The sequence below is a fragment of the Mycolicibacterium iranicum genome, from assembly GCF_014190915.1.
Taxonomy (GTDB): domain Bacteria; phylum Actinomycetota; class Actinomycetes; order Mycobacteriales; family Mycobacteriaceae; genus Mycobacterium; species Mycobacterium iranicum_B.
The window spans coordinates 21,188-36,465 of record NZ_JACHVU010000020.1; the positions used below are offsets into that span (position 1 = coordinate 21,188).

The window sequence follows — 15,278 nt, forward strand, 5'->3', positions numbered from 1 at the left end:
GCAGAACCCTTGGGCGGAGCCGCCCCGGTTGCTACCGTCCGGCGATGCGCTACCCACGAACAGTCCTGCTGGCGGTGCTCGCAGCGCTGGCGGTCCTGCTGACGTCGTGCGGGTCCGGGCAGAGCGGGGGTGAGAATCCCGTCGAGTCGAGCGGTGTCCTGCGCGTCGGCACCGAGGGTGTGTACGCCCCGTTCAGCTACCACGACCCGGCGACCGGTCAGCTCACCGGCTACGACGTGGACGTCGCACGTGCGGTCGGCGAAAAGCTGGGTGCGAACGTCGAATTCGTCGAGACACCGTGGGACTCGATGTTCGCCGCGCTGGAGGCCAACCGATTCGACGTGGTGGCCAACCAGGTGACCATCACCCCCGAACGGCAGGAGAAGTACGACCTCTCGGAGCCCTACTCGATCGGTGAGGGCGTCGTCGTCACCCGCGCGGGCGACAACTCGATCACCTCGCTGGCCGACATCAGGGGCAAGCGCGCGGCCCAGAACACCACGAGCAACTGGGCGCAGGTCGCCCGGGACAACGGCGCGCAGATCGAATCCGTCGAGGGCCTCACCCAGGCGATGGCTCTGCTGAGCCAGGGGCGGGTCGACGTCGTGGTCAACGACAGCCTCTCGATCTACGCCTACCTCGCCGAGACCAACGACACCGCGGTGAAGATCGCCGCGACGACCGGGGAGAAGAGCGAGCAGGGTTTCGCCGCCCGCAAGAACAGCGGGCTACTCGAAGATCTCGACGCGGCGATCGAGGAGCTCAGGGCCGACGGGACGCTGGCCGAGATCTCGCAGAAGTACCTGAAGGCCAACGCCTCCGGCGGTGCGGACGCCCCCGCGGCGCAGCCCCGCTCGGCGTGGCAGCTCGTCCTCGACAACCTGTGGCCGCTGGCGAAAGCGGCGCTGACAGCCACCATTCCGCTGACGATCATCAGCTTCGTCATCGGCCTGGTGATCGCGCTCGGTGTCGCGTTGGCGCGGCTGTCGTCGAACCTGGTGCTGTCGAACGTCGCCCGCTTCTACATCTCCGTCATCCGCGGGACGCCGCTGCTGGTGCAGCTGTTCATCGTGTTCTTCGCGCTGCCCGAGTTCGGCGTCAGGATCGACCCGTTCCCGGCGGCGGTGATCGCGTTCTCGCTCAACGTCGGCGGGTACGCCGCCGAGATCATTCGCTCGGCGATCCAGAGCATCCCGAAGGGGCAGTGGGAGGCCGCCGAGACGATCGGGCTGAACTACGCCGGGACGTTGCGGCGCATCATCCTGCCCCAGGCCACGCGGGTTGCGGTGCCGCCGCTGTCGAACACGTTGATCTCCCTGGTCAAGGACACCTCGCTGGCATCGACGATCCTGGTGACCGAACTGTTGCGGCAGGCCCAGATCATCGCCGCGCCGACGTTCGAGTTCTTCGCGCTCTACGGCACCGCCGCCGTCTACTACTGGGTGATCTGCCTGGTGCTGTCGTTCGGGCAGGCCCGCTTCGAACACCGACTCGAGAGGTACGTGGCCCGATGACGACGAGCGTGGAGAACAGGATCGTCGCCAGCGACGTCCGCAAGTCCTTCGGTGAGCTGCAGGTCCTCAAGGGTGTCTCGTTCAGCGTGCCCCGTGGGACGGCCACGGCGGTGATCGGGCCCTCTGGTTCCGGCAAGACGACCCTGCTGCGCGCCCTGAACGCGCTCGACGTGCCGGATGCGGGCGTGATCCAGGTCGGCGACGTCGAGATCGACTTCGCCTCGCCGGTGCCGAAGGATCAGCTGCGCCGCTACCGCGCCCAGAGCGGCTTCGTGTTCCAGTCACACAACCTGTTCCCGCACAAGACCGTTCTGCAGAACGTGACCGAGGGACCGCTGGTGGCGCAGAAGCGGCCGCGCGACGAGGTCGAGGCCGAGGCGGCCGAGCTGCTCGACCAGGTCGGGCTGCGCGACAAGCGCGACCGCTACCCGTTCCAGCTCTCGGGTGGCCAGCAGCAACGCGTCGGCATCGCCCGCGCGCTGGCGCTGCGCCCGAAAGTGGTGCTGTTCGACGAGCCCACCTCGGCCCTGGACCCTGAGCTCGTCGGCGAGGTACTCGGGGTCATCAAGGATCTCGCCGTGCAGGGCTGGACCCTGATGGTGGTCACCCATGAGATCCAGTTCGCCCGGCAGGTTTCCGATCAGGTGCTGTTCACCGATCAGGGCGTGATCCTCGAGCAGGGGCCGCCGGCCGCGGTGATCGGGGAGCCGAAAGAGGAGCGGACGCGCCAGTTCTTGCAGCGAATCCTCAACCCGCTGTAGGGGCGGCCGTGAGAAGGTGTCGATCATGGCAACCCCATCAGCCGGGACGGCGGACGTCCTCATCGTCGGAGCGGGACTGTCGGGGCTGATCGCCGCGCGCACCGTCCTACAGGCCGGCCTGACGCCGCTGATCCTCGAGGCCGACACCCGTGTCGGCGGCCGGATCCTCACCGAGGAGCTGGGCGGGCTGCCGATGGAACTCGGCGCGCAGTGGATCGGCGACACCCATCATCGGATGTTCGCGCTGGCCGCCGAACTCGGCGTGCAGACCTACGCGCAGTACGACGACGGCGAGACGTCCTACGAGATCGCCGACACCGGTGTGTTGCGGGGCAACGACTTTCACGACCGGTTCGGAGACGAACTCGCCGAACTGGAGAAGGTGCTGCGCCGCCTCGACGAGCTCGCCGCCGAGGTGTCCCCCGCGACGCCGTGGACGGCGCCGCACGCCGTCGAATGGGATTCGATCACCGCCGGCGCGTGGTACGACGCACAGGGCCTGTCCCCGGTGGCCCGCACCCTGCTGGAGATCTGCACCGTCGGCATCTTGGCCGTGCCGACCGTCGAGGTGTCGTTCCTGCATCTGCTGTTCACGATCCAGACGTGCGGTGTCACCGCCGAACTCTTCGCCGAGTCCGAAGGCGGGGCGCAGACCACCCGCTTCGTCGGCGGGACCGCCGAGATCCCGAACAGGCTGGCCGCGATGCTCTCCGAACATCTCGTGATGGAGGCGCCGGTGCAGCTCATCGAGCACAGCCCCGACCGGGTCACGGCACACTGCCGCGGCGGACGGACCGCCGAGGGGCGCCGCGTCATCGTCGCGATCTCCCCGACACTGGCGGGCCGCATCATGTACGACCCGCCGCTGTCGGGGTACCGCGACCAGCTGACGCAGCGCATGCCGAATTCGGCGGCGATGAAGGCGTTCTTCGTCTACGACGAACCTTTCTGGCGGGCCGACGGCCTCAACGGACAGCTGATCTCCGACGTCGGTCCGGCCCGGATGTCGAACGACACCTGCGTTCTCGACGACGACCACGGGGTGATCCTGTTGTTCCTCGAAGGCGAGCAGGCCCGCACCCACGGCCGCTGGTCCGAGGACGATCGCCGCGGCGCGCTCACGGCAGAACTGGTGCGCCACTTCGGTGATCGGGCCGCCCAGCCGCTGCACTACATCGACGGGGAATGGGGCAACCGCCAGTGGACCCGCGGGTGCTACAACGCGAACTGCGGGCCGCTGGTGTGGACGACCTACGGTGCCGCGCTGGCCGAGCCCATCGGTTCGATCCACTGGGCCTCCACCGACACCGCCACCGAATGGAGCGCCTACATGGAGGGCGCCGTCGAAGCCGGCGAACGCGCCGCCCGTGAGGTCATCGCCGAACTCACGGGTTAGCGCTCAGCGGCAGTGCGGCCGGTGTTTGACGTAGAACCGCGCCGCCCGCCGGATCGCGTCTGCGGTGGGCGCCGGACTCCATCCGAGTTCCCGCTCGGCCTTGCCGTGGTCGGCGGGTGAGGTCACATCCAGCAGCCGCACGACGTCGAGAAACGGGGTGATCCTGCGGGGCAGCAGTGCCCGCAGCGGCCGGCTCGCAGAGGCGCCGGCATAGAGCATCGCCATGGGCACCGCGATCCGCGGGCGACGAACGCCTGTTTCGTCCGCCGCGATCGACAGGATGTCCTTGAGGGACATGTAGCTCTCCGAGATGATGTACCGCTCGCCGGGCCGACCGCGTTCGGCGGCCAGCAGCATGGCACGGGCAGCGTCCTCGACACCCACCACTTCGGCGGCCGCCCCTCGGGCATAGGCGCGCATGGTTCCCGACGCGGCCCGGGCCACCACAGATCCGTGCGGTGTCGGCTGCCAGTCGCGGGGCCCGTAGGTGTTGGAGACGCACATCAACACGGCGGGAAGGTCCCGGGAGCGGACAGCGTCGAGGACGAGTTCTTCGGCCCGTAAGCGGGTGCGGACGTAATCGCCGCACTTCTCGGACCAGTTGAACGGCATGTCCTCGGTGACCGGCCTGCCGTCCTCGCTCACCGCGATCGTGCAGATGGTGCTGAGGAAGACGAACTTCTCCAGATTCGCATCGATCGCCAGCTCCAGGACATGTTGCAGGCCCACGACATTGGTGGCCGTCAGCGGCGCGGGGTCGGCCAGGGTCGCCCGCGCGTCGACGACGCAGTAGAAGACGACTTCGCGATCGGCCATCGCGTCCCGCACGGCCTCACGATCGCCGATGTCCCCGTAGCGCCGCTCGACGCGCAGATCGTCGATACCGCGGGTGGAGCTGCTGTGCCGCAGCATGACCCGGACATCGTCACCGCGTTCGACGAGCTGGCGGGTGACATGCGAACCGAGAAATCCACTCGCACCCATCACCAGTGATCTGCGCGCGGCCACCGCTACCCCGGCAGGCGATCGCGTCGGTGCCACCACGGCGCGGTATCGCCGGGCCCGACATCACAGATCTCGTTGGCGTCGTCGAAGTACTCGCGGACCCTGGCGACGTCGACCGTCGGTGGCCTCTTCCGCCGTTTCACCGCCAGGAACCCGCGCTCGCCCAGGGATTTGGTGTGCACCACGTACGGCTCCATCACGCGTGAGCCCCGTCCGACGGTGACTCCCCCGAATGTCCAGGCGATGTACGGCAGCACTTTGAGCCAGTAGATCTGGCTGGCCCGGTGCCGTTCTCGAAGGATGTTGGTGCCGGGCATGACGCCGGGGTCGAAGTAGGCGGCGGCCATACCGGCCGGAACGAGTCGCGAGACCGCACAGGCGAGGTAGAACAGTCCGAGTTTGGTCCGTGCGTAGGCACCCACGCCGTCCTCGCTGGGGAGACACTGCTCCGACAACGGCTTCCAGGACGCCGGTTTCACCCCTGCAGCGCGCTGGAACCATGTCTGCTGGATCGTGGGGGACCCCACGATGAGGACCCGCGCGTCGGATGCCAGATGCGGGCTCAGATGCGCCAGCAATGTGTGCGGCCCGAAGAGGTTGGTGGCCACGGTCAGCTCGACGCCGTCGGCGTTGAGCTCGGTGGCGTCGTTGCGCAGGATGGCGGCGTTGAGCACGACGGTGCTCAGCGGCGCCACCAGCCCCGTCTCGATGAGCCGGCCCATGTCGCGCGCCGCGGCACGCACACTGTCGAGGCTGGACTGCTCGCAGATGACGATCTGGTCGCGATCTTCGTCGAAACGGTCGCCGAGCAGGTCGCGAAGAACCCGGCCTCGCTCGTGATTGCGCACCAGGAGCACGGACTGCCATCCGGGGCGCCCGACGACACGGCGCGCGAGACCCAGGCCCAATCCTGATGTGGCGCCCGTCAACAGGAGACTGCGGGCGGTCATGACGGTGTCCCGACAGCCGCAGTGGCAGGGTGCGACTCACGCGCACTGAAGGTTGCGTGGAGACGTGCCAGCGGCTTCGGTGCCCACCAGTTCCACCGGCCGAGTAACACCATGACTGCGGGCAGCAGCACCGAACGGATGAGGACGGCGTCCACCAGAATCGCGACCGCGAGTCCGAAGCCGAAGATCCGCAGCATCGACACCTGCGATGCGGTGAGACCGGCGAAGGTGATCGCCATGACCAACGCCGCGGCGGTGACGATCCGCCCTGTGCCGGCCAGACTCAGGGCGACCGCCTTGCGGCTGGCGTCGTCCGATCCGTCGGAGGCCAGCCAGAACTCCCGGGTCCGGGCGATGATGAAAACCTCGTAGTCCATCGACAATCCGAAGGCGACGCAGAACATCAGGACAGGGATGGTGGACACCAGGGTGCCCACCACGGTGGTCCCCAGGCCACCCAGGTGCCCCTCCTGGAAGATCCACACCAGCGCCCCGAACGTCGCCGTCAACGACAGAGCGTTGAGGATCAGCGCCTTGAGCGGGACGATCACGCTACCGGTCAACATGAACAGCAGCATGTACATGACGACGGCGATCAATCCGAGCAGAAGCGGAAGGCGTGAGGAGATCGATTCCACGCCATCGCGATTCGACTGTGCGGCGCCGGTGAACAGGGGCGTGGTCCCGGCCGGCGGCGGGACGGCGTGCAGGCGGTCCAACAACTCGTCGGACTCGGGGCTGAACGGTTCGGTGGTACTCGTGACCGTCAGGAAGCTGTTCTGGTCGCCGACGGCCGATTCGCCGCCGCTCGGACCCACAGCGCGGCCCTGCGCATAGGTGGCGTCCGGCCCGACCGCGGCCACGACGGACGGCACCTGCGACAGCCGTGCCGCGTAGGCGTCGACGTCGCCGGCACCGCCGAAACCGTCACCGTGGCGCAGCACGATGTGCACCGGGAGGCCCGCATCCTGCGTGAAGTCCTGCCGGATCTGGTCGCCGACCTGCCGCGCCGGCGATGAGGTCGGCAGGATCCGATCGTCGGGAAAGCCGAACTTGACGTCCAGGAAGGGTAATCCGACGACGATGAGGGGGACCACGGTGACCACCACGGCCAGCCACGGCCGCCGCATCACCGACAACGCCCAGGTGTACCACCGGGATTCGGTCAGTACCTTCTGCTTCCCCGGTCTGCCGATCCGGTGACCGGCCACCGAGATCGCTGCCGGGGTGATGACAAGCGCAGCGACCGCGGCGAGGGCCACCACAGACACCGCGGCATAGGCGAACGACCTCAGGAAGTACATCGGGAACACGACCATGGTGGCCAGACACAGCGCGACGGTGGCCGCAGAGAAGACGACGGTGCGTCCCGCCGAGCGCATGGTCCGTCTCAACGCGTCGCGGGGGTCCGAACCCTCTGCTGCCTCCTCCCGGTACCGGCTCACCAGCAGCAGCGAATAGTCCACGGCCAGCGCCAATCCCATGGCCACTGCCAGATTCAGGGCGAAGACCGACACCTCGGCGAATTCTGCGATGAGTCGCAGGATGGCGACCGACCCGGAGATCGCGAACGCGCCGACAGCCAACGGCACCATCGCCGCGAACACTCCGCCGAAGACCCAGATCAGCACCAGGAAGGTCAGCGGCAGCACGATCGCCTCACTCCAGGTGAGGTCTTTGCGCGCCTGTTCGTTGACCTGGCCGTAGACGGCGCCGGGTCCGCCGGCCGCGATCGTGACGCCGGGTGGACGTTCTCCGACGAACCGCTCGACGAGTTCGCCCGAGTTCGCGATCCCGGTGCTCTCGTCACCGTCGAGATACGCGATCACCAGTGCCGAATCGTGGTTTCGGCTCACCAGACCCGCGGCCACCGGATCCGCGGTCTCGGTCGGCGACAGCACCCGCGCGACGTGCTCGCTGGACCGCAGTTCGGCGACCACCTGGTCGATAGTTCCGCGGACCGCAGGTGACGTCACCGGCTGCTCCGCGGTGACCAACAGGTTCAAATTCACAAAGCCCCGGCCGAACTCCTCGGTCAGGACACGGTTGGCCTGATTCGACTGCGCATCGGGGTCGGTGAAGCCGCCCGCCGAGAGCATCGATCCCACAGGCGCCGACAGCACCCCTGCCACAGCCATCAGTACGACCGCTGCTGCGAGGACCCGTCGGGGTGCGGCGATGGCGAGTCGTGCCAGCGTGTCGAGCACCGCAGGACCCCTCACGCCGTCGGCGGCAGCACGTTGAGGATCACCGCGGCGCCCAGTCCGCCGGCACTGACGATGGCCCCCGCGCCCACGCCACCGCCTCGTCGTTGCAACTCGTTGATCAGGGTGCTCGCCACGCGAGTTCCCGAGGCCCCGTACGGGTGTCCGAGCGCCAGGCCTCCGCCGTGGACGTTGAGCCGCGTGCGGTCGATGTCCAGTGAGCGTTCGTAGGCCACGCCGATCGACGCGTACGAATCGTGGACGTCGAACAGGTCCACCTCGTCGAGACCCACCCCGGCGACGTCCAGTGCCCGCCGCGTTGCGGTCACCGTCGCCTCGGTGGCCGCCTCGGGCGCCGACCCCACCACGGACCATCCGGTGATCTCCGCCAGCGGTTGCATCCCGTGGGCGAGGGCGAACTCCCGTTCGCAGATCAGTACCGCCGCAGCGCCGTCGGTGAGGCCGGTCTGATTCCCGGGCGTGACCGTGCACTCCTGTCCCAGGAACGAGTCCATCGCGGCCAGGGTCTCCTGGGTGAGATCCCGCGAGGGCAGTTCGTCGGTGAAGACCTGCCGGCCGGCGACGTCGACCGCGATCTTCTCGGCATCCAGCACCCCGCCCTCGCTCGCGACACAGGCCAGCTCATGGGCGCGGGCCGCCCAGTCGTCGACCTCGGCGCGGCTCAATCCGAACTGCCTCGCGGTTCCCTCCCCCAGCATCAACGCCAGGTCGAGCGCCGGCATCTCCCCGATACCCGGGTGCATCGGCGCTATGGGCGTGTCGGTGATGCCGGTGCTAGCGAAATGCGGCCCTGCGAGCGGAGATTGGGACGGAGTGTTGAGGCCCCCCGCGATCACACACCGCGCCATGCCGGCCCGGATGCTCGCGACGGCCTGGTGCATCGCCACCATCCCGGACGTGCACCACCCGCCCACGTCGTAGGCCGGGATGTCGACGGGCAATCCGAGATCGAGGGCGCAGTACCGCGAGATGCATCCGCCGCCCTGCAGCACCTCACCCATCACGATGGTGTCGATGACGGCGGGGTCGACCCCGCTGCGGTCGATGACGCCGCGGATCACGGCGCTGGCGAGTTCGAACTCCGTGGCCTTCGCCAGGCCACCGACGAGCGAACGCGTGAACGGCGTCCTCGCGTACGCGACGATCACCGCATCAGGCATCGAATGGGGTCGTGACTCCGGCATCGCTGTTCCCTACCCTTCACCATGTGCACCCCGGCGGCGGGCCCGGTCGCCCTCCCGGCAAGCGCCCTGACGCCCCCGGACACAGTGGCCCCGGCCTGCCCGTTATTGCCGCGCCCGTCATATCGATGACCGTCGCAGACGCATCGAGTTGTAACACGTTCTAGCGGCACCCGTCTAGTTAGCTGGGCTCGAAATTGAGCTGCGCGTGGACTTTCCGCCGAGAGGTAGACGTGTCAACTAGAACCTGTTATAAAACGATGCTGGCGGGGATCAGAACAGCCTGTGTCCGGTGCCTATTCACCGACTATGCAACCTAGGGCCCCGTTCCTGTCCGACAGCTGCAGCGGAAGGGGCCACCCGTGCCACCGAGTTCGCCGGATCCGTCACGGTGGGCGCAGCACTGGTTCGACAGGAACGTCGGCGACCAGACCGGGCGCACCTTCCTGATCACCGGGGCAAACGGTGGCCTCGGTGCTGCCACGGCAGCCCATCTCGCCCACGCGGGTGCGCGGGTGATCCTGGCCTGCCGGCGGCCCGACCGCGGCGACGAGGTCGCCCGCACGATCGGAGCGGGGGCCGAGGTCCTCCCCCTGGACCTCGCCGACCTCGACGCGACCGCGGCGGCGGCGCAGGCGTCCGGACCCGTCGATGCGGTCATCGCTGTGGCCGGCGTCTGCCACGCCCCGTGGGGACTCACCGCGGACGGCTTCGAACAACACATCGGCGTCAATCATCTCGGCCACTTCGCCTTCATCGGGCAGCTTCTCGACCGAGTCCAGCGCCGCGTCGTGGTGATCACCAGCCGCGCCCACGAATTCTGTGGCCGGCCCGGTTTCGGGGACTTCGTTCCCGAGGATCCGACGTGGAAATCGCGCAGGTACTCCTCGTTCGACGCCTACTGCCAGTCCAAGCTCGCCAATCTGTTGTACGCCAACGAACTACAGCGCCGTTTCGACTCAACAGGGAGTTCGAAGATCGCCGTTGCCGCGCAACCGGGTTGGGCGGACACCGATGCCGGGATGCACTCGGGCAGGTGGTGGGGGGACGTCTTCTGGAGGGCGTCGTGCGCACTGTTCCGTCAGCCCCCTGAGGTCGGCGCGCTCTCGATCGCCTATGCCGCGGCCGCCGAGGGCGTGACACCGGCCGGGTACTACGGCCCTGACCGGCTCTTCGGGATGCGCGGGCTGCCCACCGCCGTCAAAGCTGCTGCGCGCGCCTCTGATTCGGATCTCATGGAACGCACGTGGTCCGCAGCGCAGCGGTATACCGGAGTCTCGCATGACGTCTGACCTGCGGCCACTGCCGAAGTCCCCGCTGAGTTACCGCAAGCGCATCGCGGCTCTCCAGGACATCCACACCGGCTGCGAGATCTTCCGCGACGCGGGGGGCCCGGTGACCGAGGTGGAGATCGCGCCCCGCTGGATGCTGCCGCCGTTCGTGGTGGTGACATCACCGCAGGGGGCGCGTGACGTGCTGACGGCGACCTTCCCCACCGTCGACCGCAACTTCCCGTTCATGACCGAACAGCAGCAGCTGAACGGCGGCTCGCTGCTGAACTTCGCACACAGGGATTGGGTGGGCAGGCGACGGATGCTGCAGCCGGTGTTCACGCGCCAGCAGATCTCGCGGCTCTCCGAGACCATGTTCCGGATCGCCCTCGACTGCGTCTCCGGCTGGGGCGAGAACGGAACGGTCGATCTCGACCGGGACAGTCGGCGCATCACCATGCGGGTCCTGGGCCGGTCCATCATGGCCTTCGAACCCGACCGGGACACCGACGAACTCGTGGAACCGATGCGCAGGATCAGCGCCTACATCGCCGCCCGCGGACGCGCGCCGGTGAAGCTCCCCCGGTGGGTGCCGACGCCGGCACGACGGCACGCCGTCGCGTTCAACCGGTTGGCCCACGACCTTGCCGCCGAGATCCTGCTCGCGTGCCGGCAGGACCCCGACCGCGACGCCCCACTGGTCCGGGCCATGCTCGACACGACCGACCCCGAGACCGGCGAACCGCTCAGCGACGAAGACATCTGCCACGAGTTGGTCATCTTCCTCGCCTCAGGACTCGAGACGACCGCCACGACGTTGGCCTATGCGTTGTGGGCGCTGGGACGTCACCCGGAGATCCAGGAACGGGTTGCCGCCGAGGTCCGTGACCTCGACGACGCGTCGCTGACGTCGGATCCGAGGGCGTGCCTGCCGTACACGATGTGCGTGCTGCAGGAGGCCCTGCGACTGGGCGGTCCGACGCCGGCCATCATGCGCGTCGCGCGCACCGACATGGAGGTCGACGGCCACCGCATCCCCTCCGGTAGCCAGCTGGTGGTGGGAGTCTATGCCCTGCATCGTGATCCGCAGCTGTGGGCGGATCCGCTGACGTTCGACCCCGAACGCTTCACCGCGCAGAACAGTAGGGGCCACGACCGCTGGCAATTCCTGCCGTTCGGCGGCGGCCCACGCTCGTGTATCGGCGAGCATTTCGCACTCACCGCGGCCGCGCTTGAGCTCGCGGCGGTGATGCGCACTATCGAGATCGGTTCCACCACCGAGACGTTCCCGATCAGTGCGCCGCTGACGATCGTGCCGGACGGTCCCATTCCCGCGAAGGTTTCGCACCGCGCCTGAGGGCCCCGACGGAGGAGATCCGCATGCAGTCCGCAGCCGGCCTCGCGCTGGAGACGTTGACGCTGACCCAGCACGGACGGGTGCTCACCGCGGTGTTCTCCGACCCACCCAATCACTTCCTCTCGCTGCGGCTCGTCAAGGACATGGACCGACTCAGTGCTGCAGTCGACCGCGATCCCACCGTGGGCGCGGTGATACTCACCGGCACAGGAGACAAGTTCATCTCGCACAGCGAACCCGAACAGGTCCGGCTGTTCTTCGAGATGACGGCCCCTCCGCTGCCGCAGCGCGTGCTGCGGTGGTCGATCCGCGCGAACAATCTGGCATTGAGCATCCCGGCAGTGCGGACGATGACCGAAAAGCGGGGCGGAGAGTGGGGTTCGGGCATCGTCTACAGCACGCTGCTCAAGCGGACGAATCTCCGGATGAACCGCTCGGGCGTGGTCTACATCGCGGCCATCAACGGTGTGGCGCTCGGCGGCGGGTTCGAGATGGCCCTCGCGTGCGACCTGCGACTGGCCTCGGACGCCGACCACGTCCGCATCGGCCTGATCGAGATCCTTGCCGGCCTCATCCCTGGCGGCGGCGGAACGCAGCGGCTCGCCCGGATGATCGGTCAGGCCAGGGCGCTGGAGCACATGGTGGAGGGACGTCCGCTGACCGCGCAGGAGGCACTGGAACTGGGCATCGTCACTCGGATCAGCGCCGCCGACGATCTCCTCACCGAGGCACGCCAGCTGGCCGGGCGGCTCTCCCGCCGCTCACCTCACGCGGTGTCGGCCCTCAAGCGCGCCGTGTATCTCACCAACGCCCGCACACTGTCAGCCGCACTCGACGTCGAACTGGCGGCGTTCATCTCCACCGGGGCGAATCCCGAGAAGGCCACCGTCGCAGCTGGTTTCGAAGCCGACGTGAACCGCCTCGGCGACAGCCCGTTCGTCACCGAGATCGAACCGTGGCTCGACGGCGTCGGTCACCGCGGACCTGCCGGCGGTGACAACGCGGACGAACCGGTCACCCGGTAGAGATCGACAGTCCATCCATTCCGCGCAGCGTTACGTTCGGCTTGTACGTCGGCTCAGAGGCGAGCGACGCGTTCGGGAACCGGGACGTCAGCGCCGTCAGCGCGACGGTGGCCTCCAGCCGCGCCAGCGGGGCGCCCAGACAGAAGTGCGGCCCCTTGCCGAAGCCGAGGTGACGGATGGTCGCGCGGTCCGGGTCGAAGTCGTCGGGCCGTTCGGCTGCGTTCGCGTCGCGACCGGCGGCTGCGGTCAGCAGCAGCATGTTGTCGCCCTTCGGCACCGTGACCGCCCGTCCGCTGCCCGCACCTGCCCCGATGGTCATGTCCTGCGCGGCGATCCGGCCCACCAGCTGCACCGGCGGGTCGTAGCGCAGCGTCTCCTCGATCACCGCGCCGGCACGGCCGGGATCGGCCGCCAGCGCCGACCACTGGCCGTCGGTGCGCAGCAGCGCGAGGATCGCGTTCGCAATCAGATTCACCGTCGTCTCGTGTCCGGCGACCAGCAGCAGGTTGCACGTGGAGACGATCTCGTCCTCGGACAGTTGGTCGCCGGACTCCTCGACGTGGATCAACGCCGACATCAGGTCGTCGCCGGGATCGGTGCGACGGCGAGCGATCAACGCACGCAGGTAGTCCCGCAGCCAATAGCCGGCCTGCATCCGTTCCTCGAACCCGTTACCGGCCTCCCCCGTCACCGTCAGGAACGGATCCAGCGACTGCGCGAGCAGTGCTGAGGCGGCACTGAATTGGGGCTCGTCCTCCAGTGGTACGCCGAGCAACCGGCAGATCACCGCGACCGGAAGCGGGTAGGCCAGCCGGCCGATCGCGTCGAACGTGCCGCCCGCATCGGCGAGCAGCCCGTCCACGAGCGAGACGATCTCCGGTTCCAGCGCTTTGACGACCTTCGGCACGAACGCCTTGCTCACCAGGCGGCGCAGCCGGGTGTGGTCGGGTGGGTCGAGGAACAGGAAGCCCGGCGGACCGAACGGCCTGGCCTCCTCCCCCTGCGCGATGGCCCGCTGCGCGATCGCCGATTTCAGCCGGTCGCTGGCCGCGTCGGGGTGACGCAGCACCTCATCGCAGTCGGCGAACGTCGAGAAGACAGTCAGGTTGTTGGCCGGCAGCTGCATGGGACCGTGGGCCCGGATCTGCGCGAACACCGGGTAGGGGTCGGCCCGCTGGGCCGGATCCAGCATCTGGAGGAGCAGCGGCTGCGGATCCGCGGCGGTCGTCATGCTCCTTATTGTGCACGCGTTGAAGAACTGCCCAGGTCAGCCGACGGTCTTCGCTGCACCGGTCCTCACGCGGGCTTCGCCGCGTAATACCGGCCCAGGACGTGCTCCCGCAGCTCGACGAAGCGCCCCGCCGGGATGGAGGCCCGGATGTCGTCGAGAAGCCGAACGATGAACCGCTCGTTGTGGATCGTGCACAGCGTCGCGGCGAGCAGCTCCTTGGCCTTGAACAGGTGGTGCAGGTAGGCGCGGGTGTAGTGCGCGCAGGTGTAGCAGTCACACTCGGCGTCGATCGGGGTGAAGTCGCGGCGGTAGCGCGCGCCGGTGATGTTGTAGCGCCCGTCGGCCGAGTAGACCGCGGCGTTGCGCGCCACCCGCGACGGTGACACGCAGTCGAACGTGTCGGCCCCCGCTTCGACCGCGGCGAACAGATCATCGGGCTCGCTGATGCCGAGCAGGTGACGCGGCTTGTCCTCGGGCAGTTCGGAACTCACCCAGCCGACGATCGTCGCGAGGTTCTGCTTCTCCAGCGCTCCCCCGATGCCGTAACCGTCGAAGCTCAGCCCTTCGGCCGGCCCCCCATGGCGTCCGATCTCGGTCAGACCGCGGGCCGCCTGCCTGCGCAGGTCCTCGTACTGGGCCCCCTGAACCACACCGAACAGTGCCTGGGGCGGCTTGTGCGCGCGGATCTCCGACAGCCTCCGGTGTTCGACCAGGCAGCGCACCGCCCACTCGTGGGTGCGTCGCACCGAGCTCTCCTGGTAGGCCCGCGTGTTCACCAGCGTGGTCAGTTCGTCGAAAGCGAAGATGATGTCGGCGCCGAGCTGGTGCTGGATGCCGATCGACACCTCCGGGGTGAACCGGTGTGTCGAACCGTCCAGATGGGACCGGAACGTGACCCCGTCGTCGTCGACATGGGCCAGCCGCTCCTTGCCCTCGGCGATCACGTCGTCGGCCTGCACCCGCTCGGTGTCCATCGCGAGGACCTTCTTGAACCCGACGCCCAGCGACATCACCTGGAACCCGCCACTGTCGGTGAACGTCGGCCCCGGCCAGTTCATGAACGCGCCCAGGCCGCCGGCCTCGTCGACGATGTCGGGGCCCGGCTGCAGGTAGAGGTGGTACGCGTTGGCCAGAACGGCCTGCGCCCCAAGCTCTTTCATCGTCTCGGGCAGGACGGCCTTGACGGTGGCCTGGGTGCCGACCGCGATGAAGGCCGGGGTGTGGATGTCACCGTGGGGCGTACGGATGGTTCCCGTGCGACCGAGCCCTCCCGGCAGTCGGGTTTCCACGCTGAAAAACGGCTCGCTCACGCCGTCGATTCTGCACTGTGTTCTCTCGACGGCTCCCGGCCGCCGAGGCCGC

Annotated in this window: 12 protein-coding genes; 6 read left to right on the plus strand and 6 right to left on the minus strand. The window is 68.3% G+C overall.

The window, feature by feature from the left end; translation table 11 throughout:
* Positions 1-44 precede the first annotated feature (44 nt).
* From FHR72_RS25350 to FHR72_RS25360, 3 genes are read left to right on the plus strand one after another with little or no spacing between them, the layout of a single operon-like run.
* Complete coding sequence (locus FHR72_RS25350) at positions 45-1,514, plus strand: ABC transporter permease subunit (protein WP_183474024.1); 1,470 nt, start codon at positions 45-47, stop codon at positions 1,512-1,514.
* A complete protein-coding gene (locus FHR72_RS25355) occupies positions 1,511-2,275 on the plus strand; it encodes an amino acid ABC transporter ATP-binding protein (RefSeq protein ID WP_183474026.1) in 765 nt (254 codons plus the stop codon). The genes FHR72_RS25350 and FHR72_RS25355 overlap by 4 nt, the downstream gene beginning before the upstream one ends.
* A 25-nt stretch (positions 2,276-2,300) precedes the next feature.
* Positions 2,301-3,671 carry a flavin monoamine oxidase family protein gene (locus FHR72_RS25360; protein WP_183474028.1) on the plus strand — a complete coding sequence of 457 codons (1,371 nt, stop codon included), beginning with the start codon at positions 2,301-2,303 and terminating at the stop codon, positions 3,669-3,671.
* Between the two features lie 3 nt (positions 3,672-3,674).
* Here the strand turns inward: FHR72_RS25360 and FHR72_RS25365 are convergent, their stop codons facing one another.
* From FHR72_RS25365 to FHR72_RS25380, 4 genes are read right to left on the minus strand one after another with little or no spacing between them, the layout of a single operon-like run.
* Positions 3,675-4,655, minus strand: a complete 981-nt coding sequence (locus FHR72_RS25365; protein WP_183474131.1) for an NAD-dependent epimerase/dehydratase family protein — start codon at positions 4,653-4,655, stop codon at positions 3,675-3,677.
* A gap of 26 nt (positions 4,656-4,681) precedes the next feature.
* Complete coding sequence (locus tag FHR72_RS25370; RefSeq protein WP_183474030.1) at positions 4,682-5,626, minus strand: SDR family NAD(P)-dependent oxidoreductase; 945 nt, start codon at positions 5,624-5,626, stop codon at positions 4,682-4,684.
* Positions 5,623-7,833 (minus strand): MMPL family transporter, encoded by a 2,211-nt coding sequence (locus tag FHR72_RS25375; protein ID WP_183474134.1) that lies wholly within the window; start codon positions 7,831-7,833, stop codon positions 5,623-5,625. Before FHR72_RS25375 ends, FHR72_RS25370 begins: the two co-directional genes overlap by 4 nt.
* An 11-nt stretch (positions 7,834-7,844) precedes the next feature.
* A complete protein-coding gene (locus FHR72_RS25380; RefSeq protein WP_183474032.1) occupies positions 7,845-9,035 on the minus strand; it encodes a thiolase family protein in 1,191 nt (396 codons plus the stop codon).
* Positions 9,036-9,394: 359 nt separating this feature from the next.
* Between FHR72_RS25380 and FHR72_RS25385 the strand changes: the two genes are divergently transcribed.
* Genes FHR72_RS25385 through FHR72_RS25395 form a run of 3 tightly spaced genes read left to right on the plus strand, consistent with a single transcriptional unit; the run spans position 9,395 to position 12,685 of the window.
* Positions 9,395-10,324: an SDR family NAD(P)-dependent oxidoreductase gene (locus FHR72_RS25385; protein ID WP_183474034.1), complete on the plus strand. Its 930-nt coding sequence runs from the start codon at positions 9,395-9,397 to the stop codon at positions 10,322-10,324.
* Positions 10,314-11,660, plus strand: a complete 1,347-nt coding sequence (locus FHR72_RS25390; protein WP_183474037.1) for a cytochrome P450 — start codon at positions 10,314-10,316, stop codon at positions 11,658-11,660. The genes FHR72_RS25385 and FHR72_RS25390 overlap by 11 nt, the downstream gene beginning before the upstream one ends.
* Before the next feature lie 23 nt (positions 11,661-11,683).
* Positions 11,684-12,685 carry an enoyl-CoA hydratase/isomerase family protein gene (locus FHR72_RS25395; RefSeq protein ID WP_183474041.1) on the plus strand — a complete coding sequence of 334 codons (1,002 nt, stop codon included), beginning with the start codon at positions 11,684-11,686 and terminating at the stop codon, positions 12,683-12,685.
* Here the strand turns inward: FHR72_RS25395 and FHR72_RS25400 are convergent.
* Both FHR72_RS25400 and tgt read right to left on the minus strand, forming a co-directional pair.
* A complete protein-coding gene (locus FHR72_RS25400; protein WP_183474044.1) occupies positions 12,675-13,916 on the minus strand; it encodes a cytochrome P450 in 1,242 nt (413 codons plus the stop codon). The two genes, FHR72_RS25395 and FHR72_RS25400, sit on opposite strands and share 11 nt — an antisense overlap.
* A 65-nt stretch (positions 13,917-13,981) precedes the next feature.
* A complete protein-coding gene (gene tgt, locus FHR72_RS25405) occupies positions 13,982-15,205 on the minus strand; it encodes a tRNA guanosine(34) transglycosylase Tgt (protein WP_396888523.1) in 1,224 nt (407 codons plus the stop codon).
* Positions 15,206-15,278 lie beyond the last annotated feature (73 nt).

What these genes read in the sequence shown, in the direction of transcription:
- FHR72_RS25390 (WP_183474037.1), top strand. Translation starts at nt 10,314, where the DNA reads ATGACGTCTGACCTGCGGCCACTGCCGAAGTCCCCGCTGAGTTACCGC.
- FHR72_RS25370 (WP_183474030.1), bottom strand. Translation starts at nt 5,626, where the DNA reads ATGACCGCCCGCAGTCTCCTGTTGACGGGCGCCACATCAGGATTGGGC.
- FHR72_RS25395 (WP_183474041.1), top strand. Translation starts at nt 11,684, where the DNA reads ATGCAGTCCGCAGCCGGCCTCGCGCTGGAGACGTTGACGCTGACCCAG.
- FHR72_RS25350 (WP_183474024.1), top strand. Translation starts at nt 45, where the DNA reads ATGCGCTACCCACGAACAGTCCTGCTGGCGGTGCTCGCAGCGCTGGCG.
- FHR72_RS25355 (WP_183474026.1), top strand. Translation starts at nt 1,511, where the DNA reads ATGACGACGAGCGTGGAGAACAGGATCGTCGCCAGCGACGTCCGCAAG.
- FHR72_RS25365 (WP_183474131.1), bottom strand. Translation starts at nt 4,655, where the DNA reads ATGGGTGCGAGTGGATTTCTCGGTTCGCATGTCACCCGCCAGCTCGTC.
- FHR72_RS25400 (WP_183474044.1), bottom strand. Translation starts at nt 13,916, where the DNA reads ATGACGACCGCCGCGGATCCGCAGCCGCTGCTCCTCCAGATGCTGGAT.
- FHR72_RS25360 (WP_183474028.1), top strand. Translation starts at nt 2,301, where the DNA reads ATGGCAACCCCATCAGCCGGGACGGCGGACGTCCTCATCGTCGGAGCG.
- FHR72_RS25380 (WP_183474032.1), bottom strand. Translation starts at nt 9,035, where the DNA reads ATGCCGGAGTCACGACCCCATTCGATGCCTGATGCGGTGATCGTCGCG.